This window comes from Prauserella muralis (assembly GCF_003202285.1).
Lineage (GTDB): Bacteria > Actinomycetota > Actinomycetes > Mycobacteriales > Pseudonocardiaceae > Prauserella_B > Prauserella_B muralis.
The window spans coordinates 883,902-902,192 of the sequence record NZ_MASW01000002.1; the positions used below are offsets into that span (position 1 = coordinate 883,902).

The 18,291-nt window shown below is 73.0% G+C and carries 16 protein-coding genes; 13 read left to right on the forward strand and 3 right to left on the reverse strand.

The genetic code is table 11. From position 1 onward, the window contains the following. The first annotated feature begins 1 nt into the window (after nucleotide 1). The 8 genes from gcvT (at nucleotide 2) to BAY60_RS15410 (ending at nucleotide 9,934) form a co-directional block, all read left to right on the forward strand. Nucleotides 2–1,084 (forward strand): glycine cleavage system aminomethyltransferase GcvT, encoded by a 1,083-nt coding sequence (gene gcvT, locus BAY60_RS15375; protein ID WP_112281606.1) that lies wholly within the window; start codon nucleotides 2–4, stop codon nucleotides 1,082–1,084. A gap of 10 nt (nucleotides 1,085–1,094) precedes the next feature. Next, nucleotides 1,095–1,469: a glycine cleavage system protein GcvH gene (gene gcvH, locus BAY60_RS15380; RefSeq protein WP_112281607.1), complete on the forward strand. Its 375-nt coding sequence runs from the start codon at nucleotides 1,095–1,097 to the stop codon at nucleotides 1,467–1,469. Between the two features lies 1 nt (nucleotide 1,470). Next, nucleotides 1,471–2,745, forward strand: a complete 1,275-nt coding sequence (locus tag BAY60_RS15385; RefSeq protein ID WP_112281608.1) for a serine hydroxymethyltransferase — start codon at nucleotides 1,471–1,473, stop codon at nucleotides 2,743–2,745. A gap of 110 nt (nucleotides 2,746–2,855) precedes the next feature. Continuing rightward, nucleotides 2,856–3,557 (forward strand): FadR/GntR family transcriptional regulator, encoded by a 702-nt coding sequence (locus BAY60_RS15390; protein WP_112282407.1) that lies wholly within the window; start codon nucleotides 2,856–2,858, stop codon nucleotides 3,555–3,557. 257 nt (nucleotides 3,558–3,814) lie between these two features. Further along, nucleotides 3,815–6,277 (forward strand): AMP-binding protein, encoded by a 2,463-nt coding sequence (locus tag BAY60_RS15395; RefSeq protein ID WP_112281609.1) that lies wholly within the window; start codon nucleotides 3,815–3,817, stop codon nucleotides 6,275–6,277. Between the two features lie 14 nt (nucleotides 6,278–6,291). After that, nucleotides 6,292–7,314, forward strand: coding sequence for an iron ABC transporter substrate-binding protein (locus BAY60_RS15400; protein WP_112281610.1), 1,023 nt, complete (start codon nucleotides 6,292–6,294; stop codon nucleotides 7,312–7,314). A 41-nt stretch (nucleotides 7,315–7,355) separates the two neighbouring features. Then, on the forward strand, nucleotides 7,356–8,882 hold the full coding sequence (locus tag BAY60_RS15405) for an ABC transporter permease (RefSeq protein WP_245992516.1): 1,527 nt from the start codon (nucleotides 7,356–7,358) through the stop codon (nucleotides 8,880–8,882). Continuing rightward, complete coding sequence (locus tag BAY60_RS15410) at nucleotides 8,879–9,934, forward strand: ABC transporter ATP-binding protein (protein ID WP_112281612.1); 1,056 nt, start codon at nucleotides 8,879–8,881, stop codon at nucleotides 9,932–9,934. Before BAY60_RS15405 ends, BAY60_RS15410 begins: the two co-directional genes overlap by 4 nt. Here BAY60_RS15410 and BAY60_RS15415 read toward each other — a convergent pair. Next, nucleotides 9,898–10,560, reverse strand: coding sequence for an O-methyltransferase (locus BAY60_RS15415; RefSeq protein WP_112281613.1), 663 nt, complete (start codon nucleotides 10,558–10,560; stop codon nucleotides 9,898–9,900). The two genes, BAY60_RS15410 and BAY60_RS15415, sit on opposite strands and share 37 nt — an antisense overlap. Before the next feature lie 108 nt (nucleotides 10,561–10,668). Continuing rightward, nucleotides 10,669–10,893 (reverse strand): hypothetical protein, encoded by a 225-nt coding sequence (locus tag BAY60_RS15420; protein ID WP_112281614.1) that lies wholly within the window; start codon nucleotides 10,891–10,893, stop codon nucleotides 10,669–10,671. Nucleotides 10,894–11,079: 186 nt separating this feature from the next. On the opposite strand from BAY60_RS15420, the gene BAY60_RS15425 reads away from it, so the two are divergent. Then, a complete protein-coding gene (locus tag BAY60_RS15425) occupies nucleotides 11,080–12,306 on the forward strand; it encodes an NAD(P)/FAD-dependent oxidoreductase (RefSeq protein ID WP_112281615.1) in 1,227 nt (408 codons plus the stop codon). A 15-nt stretch (nucleotides 12,307–12,321) separates the two neighbouring features. On the opposite strand, the gene BAY60_RS15430 is transcribed toward BAY60_RS15425, so the two are convergent. Beyond that, on the reverse strand, nucleotides 12,322–13,566 hold the full coding sequence (locus BAY60_RS15430) for a multidrug effflux MFS transporter (RefSeq protein ID WP_211330379.1): 1,245 nt from the start codon (nucleotides 13,564–13,566) through the stop codon (nucleotides 12,322–12,324). Between the two features lie 411 nt (nucleotides 13,567–13,977). Between BAY60_RS15430 and BAY60_RS15435 the strand changes: the two genes are divergently transcribed. The 4 genes from BAY60_RS15435 (at nucleotide 13,978) to BAY60_RS37155 (ending at nucleotide 18,269) form a co-directional block, all read left to right on the forward strand. Then, a complete protein-coding gene (locus BAY60_RS15435; RefSeq protein WP_112281617.1) occupies nucleotides 13,978–15,177 on the forward strand; it encodes a PucR family transcriptional regulator in 1,200 nt (399 codons plus the stop codon). Nucleotides 15,178–15,298: 121 nt separating this feature from the next. Continuing rightward, nucleotides 15,299–16,195: a hypothetical protein gene (locus BAY60_RS15440; RefSeq protein ID WP_112281618.1), complete on the forward strand. Its 897-nt coding sequence runs from the start codon at nucleotides 15,299–15,301 to the stop codon at nucleotides 16,193–16,195. After that, entirely contained in the window at nucleotides 16,195–17,970 is a 1,776-nt protein-coding gene (locus tag BAY60_RS15445) for a GMC family oxidoreductase N-terminal domain-containing protein (protein WP_112281619.1), read from the forward strand. Before BAY60_RS15440 ends, BAY60_RS15445 begins: the two co-directional genes overlap by 1 nt. 140 nt (nucleotides 17,971–18,110) lie before the next feature. Continuing rightward, nucleotides 18,111–18,269, forward strand: coding sequence for a hypothetical protein (locus tag BAY60_RS37155; RefSeq protein WP_170160417.1), 159 nt, complete (start codon nucleotides 18,111–18,113; stop codon nucleotides 18,267–18,269). Nucleotides 18,270–18,291 lie beyond the last annotated feature (22 nt).

Sequence of the window (18,291 nt, forward strand, 5' to 3'; positions counted from 1 at the left end):
CATGAAGACTCCACTGCACGAGGTCCACGAGGGCCTCGGGGCCTCGTTCACCGACTTCGCGGGCTGGACGATGCCGGTGCGCTACAGCAGCGAGCTCGCCGAACACCGGGCCGTGCGTGAGGCCGCCGGGCTGTTCGACCTGTCGCACATGGGCGAGATCGAGGTCACCGGACCGCAGGCCGCCGACGCGCTCGACTACGCGCTGGTCGGCAAGCTGTCGGCCGTCACACCCGGCCGGGCGCGGTACACGATGATGTGCAACCCCGAGGGTGGCGTGGTCGACGACCTGGTGGTGTACCGCCTGGCCGACGAGCGCTACCTCGTGGTGGCCAACGCCGGCAACGCGCCGGCCGTGCTCGCCGAGCTCACCGAGCGGGCCGCGTCGTTCGACGCCCAGGTCGCCGACCGGTCCCCGGACACCGCGCTGATCGCGGTGCAGGGCCCGGCCTCGGCCGAGATCGTGGGTGCCGTCGCCGAGGCCGATCTGGCGGCGCTGAAGTATTACGCGGGCACGCCCGCCACCGTCGGCGGGCAGGAGATCCTGCTGGCCCGCACCGGCTACACCGGCGAGGACGGCTTCGAGCTGTACGTGCCCGCCGAGCGCGCTCCCGAGGTGTGGCGGTTGCTCACCGAGGCGGGCCGGCCGCACGGCCTGCTGCCCGCGGGCCTCGCCTGCCGCGACACGCTGCGCCTGGAGGCCGGGATGCCGTTGTACGGCAACGAGCTCTCCGCCGAGCTGTCGCCGTTCGCGGCGAACCTCGGCCGCGTCGTGAAGTTCGACAAGCCCGGCGACTTCGTCGGCCGCGCCGCGCTCGACAAGCGCCGCGACCCGGAGCGGGTGCTCGTCGGCCTGCGGGGCGCGGGCCGCAGGGCCGCGCGCCACGGCTACGCGGTGCTGCGCGGCGACCAGCCCGTCGGCGAGGTCACCAGCGGCGCGCTGTCACCCACCCTCGGCTACCCGATCGCGATGGCCTACGTTGCCCGTGACCTCGCCGAGCCCGGCACCGAGCTGGCCGCCGACATCCGCGGCCGCCACGAGCCGGTCGAGGTCGTCGCCCTGCCCTTCTACCAGCGCCGGTCCTGAAAGGACGTCCATGAGCATCCCGGAGCATCTGAGCTACACCAAGGAACACGAGTGGGTCAGCCTCGCCGACGGCGTGGCCACGGTGGGCATCACCGCCTTCGCCGCGGAGTCGCTCGGCGATGTCGTGTTCGTGCAGCTGCCCGCCGTGGGCGACACCGTCACCGCGGGCGAGACCTGTGGCGAGGTCGAGTCCACGAAGTCCGTCAGCGAGCTGTACTCGCCGGTCACCGGGGAGGTCACCGAGGTCAACGAGTCCGCAGTGGACAATCCAGAGAAGCTCAACTCCGATCCCTACGACACGGGCTGGCTGTTCCGCGTGCGCACCGATGCCGTGCCGGAGCTGCTGGACGCCACCGCCTATGCCGCGCTGATCCAGGAGGACTGACATGAGTTCGTTCGACGCCGACCTGTCCACTGTCGACCCGGAGGTGGCCGAGGCCGTCTCCGCCGAACTGCACCGCCAGCAGGCGACGCTGGAGATGATCGCCTCGGAGAACTTCGCCCCGGTCGGGGTGCTGGAGGCGCAGGGCTCCGTGCTGACCAACAAGTACGCCGAGGGCTATCCCGGCAAGCGTTACTACGGCGGCTGCGAGCACGTCGACGTCGTCGAGAACCTCGCCATCGAGCGGGCCAAGCAGCTCTTCGGTGCCGAGCACGCGAACGTGCAGCCCCATTCGGGCGCGCAGGCCAACGCCGCCGCGATGGTCGCGCTGCTGGAGCCCGGCGACACGATCCTCGGCCTCGACCTGGCCCACGGCGGGCACCTCACGCACGGCATGCGGCTCAACTTCTCGGGCAAGCTGTACAACGTCGTCGCCTACCACGTCGACGGCGCGACCGGCCGCATCGACATGGCCGAGGTCGAGCGCCTTGCCGCCGAGCACAAGCCCAAGCTCATCATCGCAGGCTGGTCGGCCTACCCGCGGCAGCTGGACTTCGCCGAGTTCCGCCGCATCGCCGACTCGGTGGGCGCCAAGCTCATGGTCGACATGGCCCACTTCGCGGGCCTGGTCGCGGCCGGACTGCACCCCAACCCGGTTCCGCACGCCGACGTGGTGACCACCACGACGCACAAGACGCTCGGCGGTCCGCGCGGCGGCATCGTCCTCTCCCGTGCCGAGTACGCCAAGAAGATCAACTCCGCGGTGTTCCCCGGCCAACAGGGCGGGCCGCTGGAACACGTCATCGCGGGCAAGGCCGTGGCGCTCAGGATCGCCGCGGGCGAGGAGTTCCGCGAGCGCCAGCAGCGGGTGCTCGACGGCGCCAAGACGCTCGCCGCACGACTGTCCCATCCGGACTGCGCTTCGGCCGGAATCCGGGTGCTCACCGGCGGGACCGATGTCCACCTCGTGCTGGTCGATCTGGTCGAGTCCAGTCTGGACGGCAGGCAGGCCGAGGACCGGCTGCACTCCATCGGCATCACGGTCAACCGCAACGCGGTGCCGTTCGACCCGCGCCCGCCGATGGTGACCTCCGGGCTGCGGATCGGCACCCCGGCCCTGGCCACGCGCGGCTTCACCGCCGACGACTTCGCCGAGGTCGCCGACATCATCGCGCTCGCGCTGCGGTCGGACTTCGACGACGCGACCAAGCGTGACCTGGCCTCGCGCGTGGAGCTGCTCGCCAAGAAGCACCCGCTGTACGCGTCCCGGACCAGGTAACGGGTCTCGGCCTACACTCGCGGTGCAGGACAACCGACGCGCGAGGAGGCACGGTGAGCGCTCAGCCGGAGCGGGACGGCGACCCCCTCGCCGTCGCCGAGGCTCGCGGGGTGAGCGCGGGGGAGGCGTTGTTCCGGCCGGTGCGGGCGGGCAACGCCTTCGAGGAGACCGTGGAGCGGCTGCTGCAGGCGGTGCGGCTCGGCGTCGTCGGCGCCGGTGAGCGGCTGCCCGCGGAGCGGGAGCTGGCCGAGCGGCTCGGCATCAGCAGGGTCACCCTGCGGGAGGCGATCCGCGCACTCGCCGATGCCGGGTACGTCGAGTCGCGGCGGGGCCGCTACGGCGGCACGTTCGTCACCGAGCACCTTCCGGATCCGCCCGCGCCGGACCGGGCCCGTACGGCCGTCGCGCTCGAGGACACCCTCGCGCTGCGGCACGTGCTGGAGACGGGCGCGGCCGAGCTGGCCGCGGCGCGGTCGCTCTCGCCTGCCGACCGGCAGCATCTGAGCCGGACGCTGGGCGAGGCGTGTGCCGCGAGCGTGGCCGACTACCGGCGCAGGGACTCCCGGCTGCACCTGGCGATCGCGGAGGTCACCGGCTCGGCGTCGCTGACGTCCGCGCTCGCCGACGTGCGCATGCGCGCCAACGCGCTGCTCGACGAGATTCCCCTGCTGGAGCCGAATCTCGATCACTCGAACGCCCAGCACGAGGCCATCGTCGACGCCATCCTGGCGGGCGACCCGCCCGCGGCCAGGGCCGCGATGGCCGAGCACGTCGAGGGCACCGCTTCCCTGCTGCGCGGCTTCCTCCAGTAACCCCGCCGCGCCCCAAGCTCCCCAATGCGGCATTGGTAGCGCCCAGCGCTACGAATGCCGCATTGGTGGCGTTGAACGCTACGAATGTGGCATTGGGGAGCTGGGTGGTGACTGTCCGAATTGTTGCGTTCATCGCCTTGGTGACCACATTGCCCCGGGTTATGCTCAGCCAAGCCTTTCCTAAGTGAGGTTTGGCTGGGTTTAGTGAGCGTCGACGCGCTGGGGGTGGTCGACCCGAGGCGAAGGTGACCACTGCCGTGACACTGGACGTCGCTGCCCCCGAGGCGCTCCGGCCACCCGCGCAGGGCGTGCCGTTCGCCAGGGAGCTGCACCGGCACGGTGACCGCCTTGCGCTCGTCGGCCCCGACGGGACCACCCTCACCTACGCCGAACTGTCCCGCCGCGTGGCCGCCACCGCCGAGCGGCTCGGGCCCGTCCGCAGGCTGGTGCTGCTGGCCGCCGGCAACGACATCGAACCCCTCGTCGTCTACCTCGCCGCGCTGTCGGCGGGGCATCCGGTGCTGCTCACCGCCGCCGGAGACGACGCGCGGATCGCCTCGCTCACCGCCACCTACGACCCCGACGTCGTCGCCACCGGGCACGACGGCACCTGGCGGCTGGCCGAGCGGCGGCCCGGCACCCGCCACGACCTGCACCCCGACCTGGCGCTGCTGCTGTCCACCTCGGGCTCCACCGGCTCGCCCAAGCTCGTGCGGCTCTCGGTGGAGAACGTGCAGGCCAACGCCGCCGCCATCGCCGCATACCTCGACATCCGCGACACCGACAGGGCGCTGGCCTCCCTGCCGGTGCACTACTGCTACGGGCTGTCGGTGGTGAACAGCAACCTGCTGCGCGGCGCGGCGTTGCTGCTCACCAGTGAGTCCGTGGTGGCGGAGGGCTTCTGGGAGCTGGCCCGCACCTGGCGGGCGACCAGCCTGCACGGCGTGCCCTACACCTTCGACCTGCTCGCCGCCTCCGGATTCGACGGCGGCGCGCTGCCGAGCCTGCGCTACGTCACCCAGGCGGGCGGGCGGCTGGAACCCGGGCGGGTACGCGCGGTGGCGGAGCTGGGCAGGCGGCACGGCTGGCGGCTGTTCGTCATGTACGGCCAGACCGAGGCGACCGCCCGCATGGCCTACCTGCCGCCCGAGCTGGCCCGATCCCATCCGGACTGTGTCGGCATCCCGATCCCGGGCGGTGCGTTCGACCTCCGTGGCGGCGCCGACGAGGGGGAGCTGATCTACCGCGGTCCCAACGTCATGCTCGGCTACGCCGAATCCCCTGCCGACCTCGCGCTCGGCCGGACCATCCACGAGCTGGCCACCGGTGACCTCGCGCGGCGCACCCCGGACGGGTTGTACCAGGTGGTCGGCCGCACCAGCCGCTTCGTCAAGATCTTCGGGCTGCGCATCGACCTCGGCCAGGTGGAGCGGCTGCTCGCCGAGCACGGCCACGCGGCGGCCTGCGCGGGCGACGACACCGGCCTCGCCCTCGCGGTGACCGGCGACGCCGCCACCGCCAGGGAACTCGTGTGCGCGCGGCTCGGGCTGCCGCCCGACCGGGTCGCCGTCCGCCAGGTCCGCGAGCTGCCCCGGCTGGCCAGCGGCAAGATCGACTACCAGCGGGTGCAGCGCCCGGCTGCCGGGGTCCGGGACGTGTTCGGAGCCCTGTTCGGCCTCACCGACGTCGACGACGACGCGACGTTCGTGGCGCTCGGCGGCGACTCGCTGACCTACGTCCGCGCCTCGGCCGAGCTGGGCCGCGTGCTCGGGCACCTGCCGCCGGACTGGCCGTCGCTGACCGTCCGCGAGCTGGAGCGGCTCACCCCACGGGGCTCCGGTCGGGTGCGCAGGCTGGAGGCCGTCGTCGTGCTCCGCGCGCTGGCCATCACGCTCGTCGTCGGCACCCACATCGGCGCGTTCCGCGTCATGGGTGGCGCCCACCTGCTGCTGGTGCTCGCGGGCTGGAGCTTCGCGTGGTTCGGCCTCGCGGCGGGCACGCCCGGCGACGCGGGCGCCCGCATCCTGCGCGGCGCCGCGAGGATCGCGGTGCCTTCGGTGCTGTGGCTGCTGCTGCGGCTGGTCACCACCAACGACGTCGGCTGGGCGAACGTACTGCTCGTCAGCAACTACACGCCGGGGCCGATGGCCCGCGGCTACTGGTTCATCGAGGTGCTGGTGCAGCTGCTGCTCGTGTTCGGCCTGCTGTTCTGCGTCCCGGCGGTGCGCAGGCTGGAGCGGGAGCACCCGTTCGGCGTGGCACTGGCCGTGCTCGGCGCCGGACTGACGCTCAACCTCGCGCTCGACGGCCTCGGCCAGCCCTTCGACCACGCCATGAGCGCCCACGGCGCGCTGTGGTTCTTCGCGCTCGGCTGGCTCGCGCACCGCGCGGCGACCCGGCCGCAGCGGTGGCTCGTGGCCGCGCTGGCGCTGCTGCTGGTACCCGGCTACTTCGGCGACCAGCTCCGCGACGCGATCGTGGTGGGCGGGCTGCTGCTCCTGCTCACCGTGCGGCACCTGCCGGTGCCCGCGGCCCTGGTGCGCCCGCTCGCCGCCGTCGCGGGCGCGTCGCTGGCCATCTACCTGACCCACTACGCGCTCTATCCCGAACTGGCGGGCCACCTGCCGCCGGCGGTGGTCGTGGGGGTGTGCCTCGCCGCCGGGGTGGCCGTGCAGGCGCTCGCCGGACGGAGTGTCCGCGCGGCGAGAACGTTGTTGTGAACCGAGGAGGATCCGTGTTGTTCCGTCACCGTGCCGGGATCGGCGCGCTCGTCGCCGCACTCGTGCTGCCGCTGGCCGCCTGCGGCGGAGACCAGGCGGGCGCCGACACGCTCGTCGTGTACTCCGGCCGCCACGAGGGCCTCGTCGGCGGGCTCCTGGAGCGGCTGGAGAAGGAGACCGGCATGCCGGTGGAGGTCCGCTACGGCGGCAGCGCCGAGATGGCGGCCCAGATCCTGGAGGAGGGTGACGGTAGCCAGGCCGACGTGTTCTTCTCCCAGGACGCCGGTGCGCTGGGCGCGCTCGGCGAGCAGGGCAGGCTCGCGAAGCTGCCGCAGGACGTGCTCGACGCCGTGCCCGCCAAGTACCGCGCCGACGACGGCACGTGGGTGGCGACCTCGGCCCGGGCCAGGGTGGTGGCCTACGACCCGGCGCAGGTGTCGCAGAACGAACTGCCGCAGGGTGCCGACGACGTGCTCGACCCGAAGTGGCGCGGCAAGGTCGGCTTCGCGCCGACCAACGCGTCCTGGCAGGCGTCGGTCACGGGGCTGCGCGTGCTGCGCGGCGAGGACGGTGCCCGTGACTGGCTCACCCGCTTCGCCGCGAACGATCCGCAGCGGTACAAGAACAACCTCGCCGTGCTCGACGCCGTCGACAGCGGGCAGATCGCGCTCGGCCTCATCAACCACTACTACTGGTACGAGCGCGTCGCCGAGCAGGGCGACGACGCCGTCAACGCGCGCCTGCATTTCGTCGGCGGCGACGACCCGCTGGCGCTGGTGAACGTCGCGGGCGCGGGGGTGCTCGCGGGCAACGACTCCCACGACGCCGCCGTGAAGGCCGTGCGGTTCCTGCTCTCGGAGCAGGCGCAGCGCTACTTCGCCGACGAGACTGCCGAGTACCCGGTGACGCCGGGCGTCAGCTCCACCAAGCACGACCTGCCGCCGCTGCGGGAGATCCAGTCGCCCGACCTCGACCTGTCGTCGCTGTCGTCGCTGCAGCAGACCCTGGGACTGTTGCAGGAAGTGGGCCTGTCCTGACCACCGCGACGGCACCCGCCCGCGCCCGTTCCTCGGCGCCGGTGCTCACCGCGGCCGCGATCGCGGCCGCGGTGGCGGCGCTGACCCCGCTTGCCTACCTCGTCGTGCGGGCCTTCGGCGGCGGCACGGAGCGGGTGTGGCAGGTGCTGTGGCAGCAACGCACGCTCGATCTGGCGCTGCGCAGCATCTCGCTCGCGCTGGCGGTGGCCGCGGCGTGCGTGGTGCTGGGTGTGGCGGCGGCATGGCTGGTGGTGCGCAGCGACCTGCCGGGCAGGCGGGCCGCCGCCGTGCTGCTGGTGCTGCCGCTGGCCGTACCGTCCTATGTGGCCGCGTTCACGTGGATCGCGCAGTGGCCAGGGCTCTCCGGGTTCTGGGGAGCGTTCGGCGTGCTGACCCTCGTGTCGTTTCCGTACGTGCTGCTGCCGGTGGCCGCGGCGCTGCGCACGGCCGACCCGGCGCTGGAGGAGGTCGCGCGCACGCTCGGCCGGTCGGCGCCGCGCACCTTCGCGCTGGTGACCCTGCGCCAGGTCCGGCCGGCGGCGACGGCAGGCGGGCTGCTCGTCGCGCTGTACGTGCTCAGCGACTTCGGCGCCGTGTCGCTGCTGCGCTACGACGCCTTCACCACCGGAATCTTCACCAGCTACCAGGCGACGTTCGACCGCACCCCGGCGGCGATCCTCGGCTGTGTGCTCGTGGCGCTGGCGCTGGTCCTGACCGTCGGGGAGCGGCGCGCGCGGGGTGTGGCGGCGGTGCGCGGAGCGCGCGGTGCTGCCCGCCAGGCTGCGGTGGTGCCACTGGGCCGGGTCCGCGTGCCCGCCGCCCTGGGCGTGCTGGCCTTGCTGACGGCCTCGCTGGGCGTGCCGGTGTACAGCCTGCTGCGCTGGCTGCTCGCCGGGCGCTCGGCCGGCGCCGACCTCGGCGACCTGGCGTCGGCCGCCTGGGGCACGGTGACCGTGTCCGGCCTTGGCGCGCTGCTCACGGTGGCGCTGGCCATCCCGGTGGGTGTGCTCGCCGCGCGGCACCAGGGGCGGCTGGCCAGGGGGGTGGAGCTGGCGAGCTTCGCCGGGCACGCGCTGCCGGGCATCACGGTGGGCCTGGCGCTGGTGTTCTTCGGCATCCGGGTGGCGCCGCAGCTGTACCAGCGGACGCCGATGCTGGCCTTCGCCTACGCGGTGCTGTTCCTGCCGCTGGCCGTCGGCGCGGTGCGGACCGCGGTGGCCGCCGCGCCCCCGGTGCTGGAGGACGTGTCGCGCTCGCTCGGCAAGGGCCGCGCGGCCACCCGGCTGCTGGTGACCATGCCCCTGGCCGCGCCCGGGGTGCTGGCCGGGGCGGCGCTGGTGTTTCTCACCTGCGCCAAGGAGCTGCCCGCGACGCTGCTGCTGCGGCCCACGGGTACCGACACGCTGGCGACCGAGCTGTGGAGCAACACCGAGATCGGGGCGTTCGCGGCCGCGGCGCCGTATGCGGCCGTGCTGCTGGTGGTGGCCGCCGTGCCCGCGCTGGCTCTGGATCAGTTCCTGCGCACGGGAAGTGCACGCACTCGCCGGGGAGAGGAAGCGAGCCGATGAGCAGGCTTGTCGTCGACAACGTCGTCGCCGGGTACGGGGCCGAGCCCGTGCTGCGGGGGCTCGATCTCGCGGTACCCGAGGGAAACCTCGTCGCCGTGCTGGGCCCGTCCGGGTGCGGCAAGACGACGTTGCTGCGGGTGCTCGCCGGGCTGCACCCGCTGCGGGACGGCCGGGTGGCGCTCGGCGACACGGTGCTGTCGGCGCGGGACGTGCACGTGCCGCCGGAGCGGCGCGGGATCGGGCTGGTGCCGCAGGAGGGTGCGCTGTTTCCGCACCTGACCGTCGCGCGCAATGTCGGGTTCGGACTGTCGCGTGGGCAGCGTCGCAACGGGACGGTGGCCGAGCTGCTGGAGCTGGTGGGGCTGGCGGGCTACGGCGACCGCATGCCGGGCCAGCTCTCCGGCGGCCAGCAGCAGCGCGTGGCGCTGGCGAGGGCGCTCGCGCCGCGACCCGGTGTGGTGCTGATGGACGAGCCGTTCTCCTCGCTCGACGCGGGGCTGCGCGAGGAGCTGCGTGCCGACGTGCGGTCCGCGTTGCGGGCGAGCGGGGCGACGGCGTTGCTGGTGACCCACGACCAGGAGGAGGCACTCGGCGTCGCGGACCTGGTGGCGGTGCTGCGCGACGGTGTGGTGGCGCAGCTCGGCTCGCCGCAGGAGGTCTACGGCAGGCCCGCGGATCTCGGAGTCGCGCTGTTCGTTGGTGACGCGATGGTGTTCGAGGCGGCGCCGGAGGCGGGGATCGCCGACACGCCGCTCGGGCCGGTCGCGGTCGACGGCGGCGGTCGCGGCACCGTGCTGGTGCGCCCGGAGCAGGTGCACCTCGGCGGCGCGAGCGGCGAGGGGGTGCCCGCGACGGTCACGGACGTGCTCTTCCACGGGCACGACGCCACCGTGTTGCTGCGCCTGGCGGACGGGCCGGCTGTGCGTTCGCGCGTGCAGGGCCCGCTGCCCGCGGGGCGCGGCGACGACGTGCGGGTGAGCGTGCGCGGGCCGGCGCGGTTCTTTCCGGCCGCCGATCAGCCGGTGACGACCGCGATGGCGAGCCCGTCGTAGCCCTTGGCTCCCACGGTCTGCAGTGCGGTGGCCTCGACCCTGGGCTCGGCGGCCATCAGTTCGGTCATCCGCCGGATGCCGCGGACGGACTCGTCCCGGGTGGTGCCGTCGGCCACGGCGCCGCCCCGCACCACGTTGTCGACGACGATGACACCGCCGAGCCTGGTCAGTTCCAGTGACCAGGCGAAGTACTCCGGATTGGACGGTTTGTCGGCGTCGATGAACACGAGGTCGAACGGTGCCTCGTCGCGCAGGGCAGGCAGCAGGTCGAGTGCGCGCCCCTGCCGGACGTCCACCACGCCGGACAGCCCGGCGCGGTCGAGGTTCTTCCTGGCGACGTCGGCGTGCCGCGGGTCGGCTTCGAGGGTGACGAGGCTGCCCTGCGCCGGCAGCGCCCTGGCCAGCCAGATGGTGCTGTAGCCGCCGAGGGTGCCGATCTCGAGGATGCGTCGGGCTCCCGTCAGGCGCGCGAGCAGGTGGAGGAACTTGCCCTGATTGGGGGCGACGGCGATGGCGGGCAGCCCCGCGTCGTCGCTGGTCTCCAGCGCCGCGTCGAGCGCGGCGTCCGGGGGCACCAGGTGCGTGCTGAAGTAGTCGTCGACCGCGTCCCAGGTCTGCTGATCCATACCCCGAGCCTAGGCGCGAGGGGCCTGCGCGCAGGACTCGCGGGCGGGAACGCAGAACTCGTGTGCCTGAGCGCAGGACTCGCGGGTCTGAGCGCAGGACTCGCGGGGTCAGGCGTCGTCGTCCGGCTCCGGTTCCCGTGCCGATTCGGCGACCTGGACGACCGCGTCGCGCAGGGCCGCGCGCAGGCGGCCGACGTCGAGTGGTGCCAGCACCGCCGCCTCACCCGGTGGTGCGATGAGCACCACGCGCTCGCTGCTGACGAACACGGTGAGCTCGCGTTTCCTGCCCGCGAGGTCTCGGCAGGTGACGGCCCATTCGTTGCGCACTGCCACGTTGATCGCCCCTCGTCTGTTGCCGTGTGCTGGAACCGTGCGTGCGACTGTGAAACGGGCAGGCTCGCGGGGGCATGACGCGGAAACACCGAAAAAGGACACTTCCGTTATCGGCGGTGCTGCCCTGGGCGCCCTTCGCCGGTAGCGTGAGGTGACGCAGAGCACAGCGGAGCGAAGGGGTTGGTGATGACCGAGCCGAAGCGGATCGTCATCGTCGGCAGCGGCCTGGCCGGGGCGACGGCGGCGGGCGCACTGCGGGAGCGCGGCTACGCGGGCGAGGTGCTGGTGCTGGGCTCCGAGCAGCGGCGCCCGTACGAGTTGCCCGCGCTGTCGAAGGCGGTACTGGCGGGCGAGACCGACGAGCCCGACTGGGTTCACCCGGAGGGCTTCTACGCCGAGCGGGACGTCGACCTGCGCACCGGCGTGACGGCGACGCACCTGGAGCTCGGCGCCCGGCTCGTGCTCGACGACCGCGGCGACGAACACCGCTACGACCGGCTGCTGCTGGCCACGGGTTCGCGCCCGCGTTCGCTGCCCGTGCCGGGCGGCGACCTGCCCGCCCTGCGCACGCTGCGCACTCTCGACGACGCGCTGGCGTTGCGGGCGTCGTTCCGGGACGCCGCCAGGGTGGTGGTCGTCGGCGCCGGGTGGATCGGCACGGAGGCCGCCGCGGCCGCCCGCGCGCACGGCGCCGAGGTCACCGTGGTCGACCAGGTGCGGCTCCCGTTGCACGGCGTGCTGGGCGACACCGTGGCCTCGGTGTTTCACGACCTGCACGCCGAGCACGGGGTGCGGTGGCGGCTGGGGGAGCGGGTCGCCGGGTTCACCGACGCCGGTGGCGGCGCGGTGACCGTGCGGCTGGAGGGTGGCGACGACCTGACCGCCGACGTGGTGCTGGTGGCCGTCGGCGCGGCGCCGAGGGTGGAGCTGGCGCACGGGGCCGGGCTGGAGCTGGCCGACGACGGCGGCGTCGGCGTCGACGCGGGCCTGCGCACAGCCGCCCCGGACGTCTACGCGGCCGGTGACATCGCCGCGCACTTCCATCCCCGGCTCGGCAGGCGGGTGCGGGTGGAGCACTGGGCCAACGCCAAGGAGCAGGGCGGGCACGTGGCGGGCAACCTGCTCGGGGAGAACGACCCATACCTGTCCGGCCCGTACTTCTTCACCGACCAGTACGACCTGGGCTGCGAGTACCGGGGGCTGGCCGACCCGGACACCGACGAGCTCGTGGTGCGCGGTGACCTCGCCGACCGCACGTTCATCGCGTTCTGGCTGCGCGACGACCGCGTCGCCGCCGCGATGAACGTCAACTCCTGGGACGACGGCGACGCCCTGCAGGCGCTCGTCGACAACCGCAGGGCCGTCTCACCGGACGACCTGCGCAAGGCCGACCTCGGCGCGCTCGCGGGCTGATCCGCGCAGGGGTCCTCAGGCGAGCCGGGCGGCGAGCGCGACCCGCCGCCGGGCCAGCGTGCCGTAGCTGAGCAGGGCCAGCAGCCCGAAGCTCGCCATGATCGCGGCCATCGGCACGGCGCTCGACTCGCCCGCGAACCCGACGAGCGGCGAGGCCACACCGCCGATGATGAACTGCAGGACGCCGAGCAGCGCCGACGCCGCGCCCGCGGTCTGCGGGTGGTCGGCGAGCGCGAGCGACGTCGCGTTGGGCATCACGAGGCCGAGGCTGGAGACGGTGACGAACAGCGGCGGCAGCAACCCGGCGAGGCCCAGGTCCAGCGTCGCGGCGGCGAGCAGGCCGAGCGAGCCGAGTGTCCCGGCGGTCAGGCCGGTGAGCAACAGCGAGCGCTCGCGGAACCGGCCGACGATGCGGCCGTTGACCTGGCCCGCCAGCACCAGTCCCAGAGCGCCCCCACCGAACACCAGCGAGTACTGCTGCGGGGTGAGCCCGTAGACGCCCTGGAGCACGAAGGACGAGCCCGAGATGTAGGTGAACATCGCCGCGAAGGCCAGCCCGCACGCCAGCGCGTAGCCGAGGAACAGCCGGTCGCGCAGCAGGCCGAGATAGGTGCGGGCGACGGCGCCGACCCTGGCCGGCCTGCGCGCGGAGGCGGGCAGCGACTCGGGCAGCGCGAACGCGGCGACCACGAGCAGCAGCGCGCCGAACACCGTCAGCGCGCCGAAGATGCCGCGCCACGACGTCAGCGTCAGCACCTGCCCGCCGAGCACCGGCGCCAGGATCGGGGCGAGGCCGGTGACCAGCATGAGCATCGAGAAGAACCGCGTCATGGCGATGCCGGAGAACAGGTCGCGCACGGTGGCGCGGGCGATCACCATGCCCGTCGCCGCTCCGAAGGCCTGCAGCACCCTGGCCACGATCAGCAGCTCGGCGGACGGGCTGAGCGCGCACAGGGCCGAGGCCACGATGAACAGCCCGACACCGACCAGCAGCGGCTTGCGCCTGCCGTGCGCGTCGGACAGCGGGCCCGCGACGAGCTGGCCCACCGCGAGGCCGACGATGAACCCGGCCAGCGTCAGCTGCAGCGTGGCGTCGTCGGTGCGCAGGCCGGTCGTCATCGCGGGCAGCGCGGGCAGGTACATGTCGACCGACAGGGGGCCGAACGCGGTCAGGCCGCCGAGGATGAGGGCGAAGCGGGCCTTGCGGGAGCGGGTCAGGGTGGTCTCGACCGTGCCGGTTCTCTCCGTTGCCGTGTCCACACTCACGCTGCCTCCCGCTCGGCGTCGCCGTCGTCGAACTACCCCCTCGACCGACTTGCGTAGCCGTACTAAATATTCCGGCACGGGCCGTGGTCTGCGCGACACCTTTTCCGCACAGGTGCCCGGACAGGCTCTTGAAAAATCGAAACGATTGATTCACTCTTTAGAACATTCGGTCGCTCGGCAGTGGACCGGAGAGACCGGCCGGCCACCACCAGGGCCGGCCACCACGGAGCCCCCGGTGCCCTCCCCCTGGCCGGGGGCTCCGTCACCACCAGGGTGAGGAGCGCGAGGCGAATGCAGTCCGCCGAATGGGCCGACGTGCCGGTTTACGCGCGTGCGGCGGGTTGACCAAGCCACGCCGAACGTCGCTGGCTACGGTGTTGCGGTCGAAAAGACCGAGGAGTCAGCGTGGCCGATCTCGCCGAGCAACTGGCGCGTGCGCTCATCACGCGCCTGGAGCCGCTCACCGATGAGCTGGTCGCCGACATCCTTGCCGAGAACCCCGGCTACCACGACGCGGCACTGGTGACCCTGCCCGAGCTGCGCCGCTCGTGCCGGACCAACCTCCAGCGCGTGCTGCAGATTCTCGGCGACACCGTGCCGTGCGGTGACGACCCGTTCGACGCCGCCATCACCACCGGGTCCCGGCGCGCCGAGCAGCGCGTGCCGCTCGACTCGGTGCTGCGGTCGTTCCGCCTCGGCGGGCGCGTGGTGTGGCGGGGGCTCGTGCGCATGGCCAAGGAGGACACCGACGTCGACCGCGACCGGCTGCTCGACGTGGCCACCACGGTATGGACTGTGGTCGACGAGGCCTCGTCCCGGGTCGCGCAGGGCTACCGGGAGACGGAGCTGCAGCTGCGCCGGCTCGACGACCACCGGCGGCACACCCTGGTCGGCGACCTGCTGCGCGGCCGGGGCAGGGAGGCCGGCTTCGCCGAGCAGGCCGCCGCCGAACTGGGCGTGCCCGCCGACAGCGACTACGTGGTGTTCGTGGCGAGCCTCGCCGCCGACGGCACCCCCGGCCTCGCGATGCCGCAGGACACACTCGCCGGGTACGGCGTGCGCTCGGTGTGGCAGCCGAGGGACCAGACCACGGTGGGCCTGGTCGCGCTGGAGAAGCGGCCGCTGGCCGCCGTGCTCGACCTGCTGCGCGGGGGTGTGCGCTCCCGCGTCGGCGTGAGCCCGGCCGTCCAGGGGCTGGCCGAGGTGGGTGCGGCCCACGACCTGGCGCTGCTGGCGCTGCGCACGCTGCCGCAGGGCGGCACCGGCCTCGCCGTGCTCGACGAGCACCTGCCCGAGGCGCTCGTCGCCCGCTCGCCGGAGCTGGCCGACCGCCTCCGGCACGGCGTGCTGGGCCCGCTGCTGCGGCTGCCCGTCGCCGAGCGCGACGTGCTGCTCTCCACCCTCGCCGCCTGGCTGGAGACCAACCGCTCGGCCGCGGCCACCGCGTCCCGGCTGTACTGCCACCGCAACACCGTGCTCAACCGGCTGCGCAGGCTCGAGAGCCTGCTCGGCACCTCCCTCTACGAGCACCGTGCCGGGCTCGCGCTGGCACTGGCGCTCATCGCCCACGAGCAGAGCGAGCAGGGCGGCGCGGCAGGCGGGTGACCGCTCGGCACAATCCCGAACCGCGCATATTGGGCATTCGGACCAGTGCGGTTAGGCCGTTCGGCTGCTAGGAATATGTGGCTGGCATCACACAACAGCTCCCACCATGCGCGGAGGTTCAATGTCGAACTCCACCGTCGCCCTCGGCAGGCGAGCGTTCCTCGCCCGCCTGGGCCTGCTCGGCGCGGTCGGCGCCGGCGGGCTGCTGTCCCGGGGTGCGCTCGCGGCGCCGGCCGCGAACGCCCAGACCGACGCCCTCCCCGGGCTGGTCGCCCTGCTGCGGCCCGTGCTCGCCGAGCTGGCCCGCGACACGCTCAACGGCCTGTCGGTGTTCGCCCTGCCCGGCCCCGACCCCTACTCGGCCGCCCAGGGGACGCCCAGCGACACCCCCGGGGCCATGGAGGCCCGCACCACCGACTTCCTCATCGAGGCCCTGGACAACTTCGTGCCGTTCCCCGACCAGCTGGCCAGGCCCGCCGGTGCGGCGCTGGCGACCGGCCTCGCCGACACCGGCATCGAGCTGCCGGGCACCGACCTGCTGCCCGGCGAGCTGGCCACCCTCGACAAGGCGCTCGCCGCCCTGCTCGAGAACGACGCCACGCTGCCCCTGTCGTTTCCCATCTCCGGCCTGCTCAACCTGCTCGCCACCCAGGTGAACCCGCTCGCCGTCAACGGCCCGTTCCTCTCGCCGTTCGCGCGGCTGAACTACGCCGAGAAGGCCAGGGCGTTCGAACTGCTCGAAGGTCCCGACTCGGACCTGGTGGCGCTGCTCGACGTGCAGTTCCCCGAGCCGCTCAAGGCCTCGGTGTCCGGGCTGCTGAAGTTCGTCGGCGGCGCGCTCATCGAGTTCGCCAGCTTCGGCTCCTACACCGAGTACGCGGTGTTCGACCGCGGCACCCGGCAGCTCACCGGCCGCCCTGTCGGCTGGCAGCTGACCGGCTACCAGCCCGACGGCCCCGTCGAGGGCTGGGACGACTTCATCGGCTACTACCAGGGCCGCACGGAGGTGCACGACTGATGCGCGACGTCATCGTCATCGGCGCCGGGGGCGGCGGCCCCGTGGTCGCCAAGGAACTGGCCGCCCGGGGGCTCGACGTGCTCGTGCTGGAGGCCGGGCCCCGGCACGCCAGGCCGCGCGAGCAGTGGACGAGCTTCGAAAACGACGCCAACAACCCGCTGTCCGGCTACTTCCGGCTCGGCCCGACCGACCGCTCGAAGCCCGCGTGGTTCCGGGAGTGGTCGCAGAACTCGTTCGTGTGGCAGCTCTCCGGCGTCGGTGGCACCACGCAGCACTTCTACGGCAACTACCCGCGCGCCTACCCCGGCGTGTTCAACGACTACGACAAGCCCGATCGCGCCGAGTACGACATCAACCACCGGTTCCCGTTCTCCTACGGCGAACTGGTGCCGTACTTCGAGTGGGTGGAGGCCACGGCACCGGTGATGACGGCCGCCATGGGCACCAAGGAGGCGGTGTTCTTCCGCGGCTGCGAGACGCTCGGCCTGCCCGTGCAGACCACGAAGACCACCCACGGGCCGTCCTACCGGCCGCAGGAGAACGCCATCCTGCAGCCCGGCGGCAACGCGGGCCGCACCACCGACACCAACCTGCTGACCTACCCGAACGCGACCGGCTGCACGTTCTGCGGGTACTGCTTCCAGGGCTGCATGCGACCCGTCGGCGCACCGCGCAACCAGTTCGCCAAGCGCTCCACCGACAACAGCTACGTGCCGATGGCGCTGACCGCCGACGTGTGGGCACCGGGCGGGAGGCCGGTCGAGCTCATCACCGACGCCTACGTCACCCGCATCCACACCGAGCGCAGGGCAGGCGCGCTGCGTGCCAGCGGGGTCACCTGGCGCGACAACGTCTCCGGCGCCGAACACCGCGAGGACGCGAAGGTCGTGGTGATGGCAGGAGGCTGCACCGAGAACCCGAGACTGTGGTTCAACAGCGGCCTGCCCAACCCCAACGACTGGGTCGGCCGCGGCTACACCGACCACTTCTTCGACTGGGTGATCGGCTCCTTCGACGACTACACCGGCAACCCGAAGGGCGTCGGGTCCTCGGCACGGCTGGACTTCCCTCCCTACGGCGGGCTGGAGAACGTCGGCCTGCCGCCCGCGCTCAACGCCTTCGCCACAACGCTGTCCGACAGCGGTATCCGCGGCCAGTACGCCAACGGCCGGGGCCCCTCGGGCCCGTGGGACGGCCCGGCAGGCCGCGTCATGGGCCCCGAGCTCAAGGAACTCGTGGCAGGCGGGCTCGACCGGCTGCTGTGCGTGCTCGTCATCACCGACGACGACGTGGAGGCCGACAACAGGGTGGTCACCTCGGCGCTGCCCGCCGACGAGAACGGCCCGATCCCCAAGGTCACCTTCCGGCACCGCAGCCGCACGGCCCGCACCACCCGCAACCGCGAGTTCATGGCGGGCAAGGCGGCGCAGCTGCTGCGCGGCGCGGGCGCGAAGAAGGTCTTCCGCATCGACTGGGCGCCGCTGATCCTGCACGTCCAGTCGTCGATGCGGATGGGCGAGTCCGAGCAGAACTCCGTGCTGGACCCCAACGCCGAGTCCAGGGCCGTCAAGGGCCTGTTCATCGCGGACAACTCCGCGCTCGCCAACGGCCTCGGCGGTCCGAACCCGACGCTCACCACGCAGGCGCTGGCGACGCGGACGGCGGAGAAGATCTTCCAGCTGCACTTCGGAGGAGACCCGTGGGTGCGGGCGGAGTCGCCCGTGGTGTCCACCGACCCGCGGATCAGCGTCCGGCTGGGCGAGCTCGGGCTGTGATCCGGACGGCGAACCGCGAGCCGTAACCCATTCGACGCCCGCCGGGGCGGCGTTCGCACCGCGAGCGCGGGACACTGGAACCAGGGGCCGGCCGCCCAGCGGCCGCCCCGGTCCGCGCCCGCGGTGCGAAGGAGCCGGTGATGGAACTGTTCCGCGTCCTGGCGATCGCGGCCGCCCCGCTCGGCATCCTCGCCGCGATCATGCTGTCCGACGCGTGGTGGCTGCTGGCCGGCTTCGTCGCCTTCCTGTTGCTGTTGTCGGGTGAGCCGCAGGGCGGTGAGCAGGGCGAGCGGGGCTGAGCGCGCAGCCGCTCAGCCCGGT